Consider the following 7,230-nt stretch of genomic DNA (forward strand, 5'->3'; position numbering starts at 1 on the left):
CCATAACCCAGGGTGCCGTAGCCGGTCGGGTGCAGCCAACTGCGGATCGCCAGGCTGTCGAAAGCGTAGTTGCCGGTGTAGGCCAGTTGGGTCATGTCGGTGCTGATGAACGCGTTGTCCGGCAGCTCTGCAGCAATGCGGTCAAGAATCGCTTGATGGATCGACTGCAACGGACCATGGCTGGCCTTGACCGCTTCACGCAGGGCGGCGACCGAGGCAATCGCTGCGCTGGCATCGCGCACATCAGACGGCAGACGCTCAAGCAATCCACTGAGGGTTTGTTGTGCATCGCCGTGCAAGGCAACCGCGCACGGATAAAAGTCGTTGAACTTGCGCGGGTCGATGTCCACTCGCAGCAGCTCGGCGTTGAGTGGCAGGCGCTCACGCCAGTAGTCGGTGTCGGCCATTTCGGTGCCGACCGCCAGCACTACGTCGGCCTCGGCGATCAGGTTCCAGCCCGGCTCCACGCACAGGGATGAACCGGCATTGAGCGGCGCATCCGGAGGCAGCAAGCCCTTTCCGGCGACGCTGGTAAACAGCGGCGCAGCGAGTCGGGTGCTGATATCTTGCAGCTGCGAAACGGCATTCAGCGCACCACCACCGGCGATGATCATCGGTCGCTTGGCAGCGTTGAGTCTGGCCACGGCTTGATCGATGGCGGTGGCGGATGCCGGGCCACGACCCGGACGATGCACCACCTCATTACTCCAGTCACGGGCAATCGGCGCCGACAGCACGTCCAGCGGCACCGAGATGTGCACCGGGCGCGGCCGCTCGCTGTCGAACACCGCATAAGCACGGGCGATCAGTTCCGGCAGGTCTTCGGCGGTCAGCGCCACTGCGGAGAACGCAGTGATCGGTGCGGTCATTGCCCGTTGATCCTGACACTCGTGCAGGCTACCCCAGCCCTTGCCCAGGCTGGCGCTGTGGTTGACGCTGGAAATCACCAGCATCGGAATCGAGTCGGCGTAGGCCTGGCCAATGCCGGTGGCGGCGTTGGTCACGCCGGGGCCGGTGATGACGAAGCACACGCCGGGTTTGCCGCTGACCCGGGCATAGCCGTCGGCCATGAAACTGGCGCCCTGCTCATGGCGGGTCAGCACGTGGCGAATGCCACTGCCGGGCAAGCCGCGATACAGCTCCAGGGTGTGTACGCCGGGGATGCCGAACACGGTATCGACGCCGTAGTTGGCCAACAGGCGCACCAGGGCCTGGCCACCGGTCAATGTTTTGCTTTGCATATTCATGTCCTCACTCCTGGCCGAGGCGAATCAACGCATCGACCGCAGTCGTGCCTTGGGCACCGACCAACAATGGGTTCACATCCAGTTCCAGCAGGTGTGCGGCATTCTCGCAGGCGTAGTCGGCCACTGCGCGGATCGCGCTCACCAAGGCGTCCAGGTCAGCAGACTCGCGACCACGGAAACCTTGCAGCAACGGCGCACTGCGCAGGCTGAGCAAGGCCTTGCGGATCGCACCGTCGGTGGTCGGCAGCAACAGACTGCGACTGTCCTTGAGCAACTCCACCAGAATGCCGCCCGCGCCAATCACCAAGGCCAGGCAAAAATCGTTTTCGCGTTTGATGCCGACGATCAGCTCAGCCAGTGGCGGCTTGGCCATGGGTTCCAGCAACAGTTGATCGAAGGGTACGCCCGGGGCGTAAGCGGCAATGCTGGTACGCATCTGCTCCAGTGCAGCGCTCAATGCCGCGCCGTCCTTGAGGTTCAGCGCCACGGCACCGGCCTCGGTCTTGTGTGGCAGCTGTGCGCTGACCGCTTTGAGTACCAGCGGATAGCCCAATGCTTCTGCATCCTTCAGGGCCTTGTCCGGGGTACTCAATACGCCGTTTGGCGTTGGCAGGCCAAAGGCTCTCAAGGCCTGTTTGGAGTCCCATTCATTGAGCAAACGCCCCTCACCTTCCAGCGCGTGCGGGCACAGCGGAACCAGTGCCGATTCGCCCAAAGCCAACAAGGCCTGGCGGTTGCGCTGATAACCGGCGATGCGCCCCCACGCGGCCAAGCCGTCTTCAACGCCTTGCAACGCCGCAACGCCTTGGGCGTGCAGACGCTCGCGGGCATGGGCCGGCAGTAGTTCGGGGAAGGCCGAGGTGACAAAACCGGTCTTGCCGTGACGTTTCAGTGCCGCGCAGTACAACTCCAGCAGCAGGTCGCATTCCTTGCGCTCGCCGGTGAACTCCGACGGGTAGTCGAGCACCAGCATCGCCGCATCGGCTTCGGTGCGCAGCGCGCTGTCGAGCATGCGGTTCAAGGCTTCGCCGTCACCCCAGATCGCCGTGGTGAAATCCAGCGGGTTGACCAGGTTGGCGTAGGTCGGCAGTACTTGCGCGAGTTCGCCGACCTGTCCTTGATCGAGTTTCGGCAAGCCCAGGTCATTGCGTTCGGCGTAGTCGGCAATCAGCCCGGCATCGCCACCGGAACAGGCCAGCGCAATCAGGCGGTTACCCGCCGGCAGGTTGCCGCAGGCTGCGGCTTTCAAGGTTTCGACAAAACTCACCGGGCCGCTGACGCGAATAACCCCGAGGCGGTCGAACAGTGCGTCGTACAGCGCATCGGAACCCGACAAAGAACTGGTGTGACTCAAGGCCAGTTCGGCGCCGATCTGCGACACGCCGGTTTTCAGGGCAATGATCGGGATGCCCTTCTCCAGTGCCTTGTGCGCGGCACGGGCAAAACCCGGCACATTCTTCAGGCCTTCGAGGTGCAGGCCGATGGCGGTGACACGCGGCTCGTCGAGCAACACGTCCATCAGTTCAGCGACACCCAGTTGCGCCTGATTGCCGACCGAGGCCATGTAGGCCACCGGCAGCGAACGGTCGCTCATGGACAGGTTGTAGGCGAAGTTACCGCTCTGGGTCAGCACCGCCACGCCCTTCTCCACCGCTTTGCCGCCATGGGCCACCGGCCACAGCGCGGAGCTGTGCAGGTAGTCGAGCAGGCCGTAGCAGTTGGGGCCGAGCAAGGCCATGTCGCCAGCGGCCTTGAGCAGTCGCTGTTGCAGGACCTGGCCTTCGGCGCCGGTCTCGGCGAAGCCTGAGGCGTAGCAGATCGCGCCGCCCGCGCCGATGGCGGCCAGTTCGGCGACGCAAGTCAGGGTCAGTTCGCGGTTGGTGGCGATGAACACGGCGTCCGGGCCGCAAGGCAGCTCGGCAACGCTGCGCACGCACGGCACACCTTCAAGGCTGTCGTGCTGCGGATTGACCAGCCACATTTGCCCTTGGTAGCCGCCCTCGGCACAGCGCTTGAGGGCGCGGGCCATGCTGCGGCCGCCGACGAACGCCACGTGTTGCGGCGCGAGCATGCGTTTGAGGTTGTCACGAATGGTTTGGGACATGGGAATTCTCCGGGCCGATCAGCGCAGCAGCGGCCGCAGCAGCTCGCGGGAAATGATGTGGCGCTGGATTTCCGAGGTGCCTTCCCAGATCCGTTCGATCCGCGCGTTGCGCCAGATGCGCTCCACCGGACCTTCGTCCATCAGGCCCATGCCGCCGAAGATCTGCACCGCTTCATCGGCGGTACGGCCGAGCACTTCACTGGCGAACAGCTTGGCCATGCCGGCCTCGCCATCGGTCATGGTGCCCTGGTCCATTTTCCAGGCGGTGTGCAGGGTCAGCAGTTCGGCGGCGCGGATTTGCGTGGCCATGTCGGCCAATTTGAACGACACGCCCTGGTAAGTACCGATCGGCTGGCCGAATTGCTTGCGGTCCGCCGCCCACTGCAAGGACACGTCCAGTGCGCGCTGGGCCTGACCGACGCAGTTGGCCGCGACCATCACCCGCCCGGCGGTCAGCCAGGCGTTGGCCACCTCCCAACCCTTGCCGACTTCGCCCAGCACTTTGCTGGCCGGTACGCGGCAGTCGTCGAAGAACATTTCGAAGGTGTGATAACCACGGTTGCTCACGCACTTCGGTCCACGGCGGATGGTCATGCCCGGGGTGTTGCGGTCGACCAGGAACGAGGTCACGGCGTTGCGCTTTTTGCCGTTGTGTTCGTAGGTGTCGGTCACGGCGAAGACGATGGCGAAATCGGCATGGCCGGCGTGGCTGATGAAGTGCTTGCTGCCGTTGAGAATGAAGTCATCGCCTTCACGCACGGCACGGGTCTTGATCGCATTGGCGTCGGAGCCGGCACCCGGTTCGGTCAGGGCGAAGCAGTCGATCTTTTCACCCTGGATGCACGGCAACAGGTAGTCGTTGATCTGGTCGCCGGTGCAGGCCATGAGGATTTTCGACGGCCGCGCGACAAACACGTGGAGCGCCCAGGACACCTTGGACAGCTCGCGCTCGATCAGCGCCTGGGACAGGTAATCGAGGCCACCGCCACCCACTTCTTCGGGCATGTTGAAGGCGTAGAAACCGGCAGCAATCGCCTTGCCGCGAATCTGTGCCGCCAGTTCCGGGGAGACCTCGTCGGCGCGGTCGACCTGCTCTTCATAGGGCAGCAGTTCCTTCTCGACGAAGCTGCGTACCGAGTCCACCAACATTTCTTGTTCTTGGGTCAGTTGGAAATTCATGGCGCTACCTGTTGTTCGTATTCTGGGAGATGTAGGGGGAATCAACGACCGATGAAGCGTGCCGGGCGTTTTTCCATGGCCGCGCGCAGGGCTTCGGTGCCGTCTTCGCTGCGACCGCAAAGCAGGCCGGCGGCGAGCTCGGCTTGCAGTTGTTCCGGCAGGCTGCGTTCGGCGCCTTCACGCATGAGTTTTTTGGTCTGGGCGAAGGCAAAGGTCGGGCCGCTGGCCAGGCGTGCAGCGAGTTCGCTGGTAACGGTCAGCAGTTGCTCGTCGGGGCAGACATCGCCGACCAGACCGGCGTCGAGGGCACGGTCAGCGCCCCACAGTTCATCGAGGAACAGCAGGCGCTTGGCCTGTTCGCTGCCGATCAGACGCGGCAGGTGCCAACTGGCGCCGGCATCCGGCGAGTAGGCCATGCTGGTGTAGCCGGCCTTGAAGCGTGCCGATTGCCCGGCGATGCGCAGGTCGCAGCACAGGGTCAGGTCCATCCCGGCGCCGACGGCGGTGCCATTGATGGCGGCGATGGTCGGTTTTTCCAGGCTGTGCAGGCGGGTCATCAAGGCGTGGGCGGTTTCGGTCCAGCCGTAGGTTTCCAGCGCGCCACGGGCTTCGGCGTCGGCCCATTCATCGAGGTCGGCGCCGGCGCAGAAGCTGCGGCCGCTGCCGGTGAGCACCACCACACGCACCGCTGGATCGGCGTTGTAAGCGTCGAGCAAGACGTGCAGGTTTTTCAGCGTCGGAATGTCCAGCGCATTGCGCTGGGCAGTGCGATTGAGGGTGATCCAGGCAACGCCTGCTTCGACCTGGCTGAGCAGCGACGATTGAGTGGTCATGGGAATCCTCGAGTTATTGTGATTGGTCTGAGGTGATGCGACTTGAGGCCATACTAAACGAGTGTTCAGTAAGGCGGCAATCGGCTTGGAAATTGGCTGTAACAAGCCAAAAAACTTCGCAACACATTGGTTTTATTGAATTATTTCAAGAATGGCGAGCAACGGCTGTTGGCGCTGTTACAACTTCGAACAACTACCTACGCCCAGCACAAAACAACTGTAGGAGCGAGCCTGCTCGCGATGAGGGAATCACATTCAACATTTCTGTTGACTGATCCACCGCTATCGCGAGCAGGCTCGCTCCTACAGGGGAAACGGTTATCTGGAGGTGTTATGCAGTCGGCAAGCTCGGCGCCAACACGCCCTGACGCTTGCGATGGATCAGGAAGTACGCGCCATAGCACAGCGCAATGAAGCCAAAGCCCCAATACAGCGACGGACGCTGGGTTTCATCCAGTGCCAGGAACACGAACAGCGAGCAGCACAGCGTGATGCACATCAGCGGCAATACCGGGAACCACGGCGCACGGTATTTCAGGTCGCTGAGTTTGCCGCCTTCACGCAAGTACGCCTTGCGGAACTTGTACTGCGCCAGCGCGATGACAATCCAGGTCACGGTGCCGGACATGCCGCTCACGGCCATCAGCACCATGAACAAGGTGTCGGCGGCGACGAAGCTGGTCATCAGCGACACCAGCGCGAAGCACAGGGTGATGCTCAAGGCGCGCAGCGGCACGCCACGCTTGCTCAATGGCGACAGGCTTTTCGRCGCCATGCCGGTTTTTGACATCGCCCACAGGATGCGCGTCGAGGCATACAGGCCGGAGTTGCCCACCGACAGGATCGCGGTGAGGATCACGAAGTTCATCAGGTCGGCGGCAAAGGGAATGCCGACCATGTCGAACACCTGCACGAACGGACTTTCCATCAAGCCTGCCTRCTGCCACGGCACGATGGCCGACAGCACGATAATCGCCAGCACGTAGAAAATCAGCACGCGGAACACCACGTTGCGCACGGCGCGGGGAATGCTCTTTTCCGGCTGATCGGTTTCACCTGCGGCCACGCCCATGATCTCGCAACCCTGGAACGCGTAGACCACGGTCATCATCACCGCGAACACCGCCGACAGGCCGTTGGGGAACAGCGTATCGCCGATCAGATTGGTCGCCATCGGTGCCGGTGCGCCACTGCTCAGGGGCATGACGCCGAAGATCACCAGCACGCCGACCACGATGAAACCGAGAATCGCCGCGACCTTGATCCCCGAAAACCAGTATTCCGCCTCACCGAAAGCGCGGGTGGCCATGGCATTGATACCGAACAGCACCACCACGAACAGCGCCGACCAGTACCAGATCGGCACCGTCGGGAACCAGCGGGTCATCAGCATGCCGGCGGCGGTGAACTCCAGGCCCACGGTGGTGGCCCAACTCATCCAGTACACCCAGCCGATCATGAACCCGGTGGCCGGGCCGATGTATTTGGTGGCGTGAGTCTGGAACGATCCGGACACCGGCATCTGCACCGACAGTTCGCCCAGGCAGACCATCACCAGGTACATCAGGAAACCCGCGACCAGGTAAGCCAGGATCGCCCCCACCGGGCCGCCCTGATTGATGGTCACGCCGGAGCCCATGAACAACCCGGTGCCGATGACGCCGCCCAAAGACAGCATGAAGATGTGCCGGCTCTTGAGGGCGCGGGTCAGCTGGATGCCTTTATGATCAGTGCTGCGATCAGTGTTTTCGTTCATGTCGGCACCTCAACAGTCAGTGAGGTGTACAGCGCGCGACGGGACGTCACGGCGCAGGGTGGGATCAGCTTTACGGCAATTCATTATTATTATCTCCAATAAGCTTCGAAG

General features: G+C 62.7%; 5 protein-coding genes. All 5 read right to left on the minus strand.

The window, feature by feature from the left end:
- The coding region (locus ACXRVY_RS12865) for a 5-guanidino-2-oxopentanoate decarboxylase (protein WP_458237516.1) at window positions 1–1,241 on the minus strand (1,241 nt) is incomplete at its 3' end.
- A 10-nt stretch (window positions 1,242–1,251) separates the two neighbouring features.
- Entirely contained in the window at window positions 1,252–3,351 is a 2,100-nt protein-coding gene (locus tag ACXRVY_RS12870) for an acetate--CoA ligase family protein (RefSeq protein ID WP_223460722.1), read from the minus strand.
- An 18-nt stretch (window positions 3,352–3,369) separates the two neighbouring features.
- Complete coding sequence (locus tag ACXRVY_RS12875; protein ID WP_056725048.1) at window positions 3,370–4,530, minus strand: acyl-CoA dehydrogenase family protein; 1,161 nt, start codon at window positions 4,528–4,530, stop codon at window positions 3,370–3,372.
- Window positions 4,531–4,571: 41 nt separating this feature from the next.
- Window positions 4,572–5,363, minus strand: coding sequence for an enoyl-CoA hydratase/isomerase family protein (locus tag ACXRVY_RS12880; protein ID WP_223460724.1), 792 nt, complete (start codon window positions 5,361–5,363; stop codon window positions 4,572–4,574).
- A gap of 331 nt (window positions 5,364–5,694) precedes the next feature.
- Window positions 5,695–7,119, minus strand: coding sequence for an amino acid permease (locus ACXRVY_RS12885; protein ID WP_458237515.1), 1,425 nt, complete (start codon window positions 7,117–7,119; stop codon window positions 5,695–5,697).
- Window positions 7,120–7,230 lie beyond the last annotated feature (111 nt).

The organism is Pseudomonas sp. P5_A2_2 (genome assembly GCF_054177685.1).

Excerpts from the sequence above, each read along its gene's own strand:
- ACXRVY_RS12880 (WP_223460724.1), bottom strand. The coding sequence starts at position 5,363 with ATGACCACTCAATCGTCGCTGCTCAGCCAGGTCGAAGCAGGCGTTGCC.
- ACXRVY_RS12875 (WP_056725048.1), bottom strand. The coding sequence starts at position 4,530 with ATGAATTTCCAACTGACCCAAGAACAAGAAATGTTGGTGGACTCGGTA.
- ACXRVY_RS12870 (WP_223460722.1), bottom strand. The coding sequence starts at position 3,351 with ATGTCCCAAACCATTCGTGACAACCTCAAACGCATGCTCGCGCCGCAA.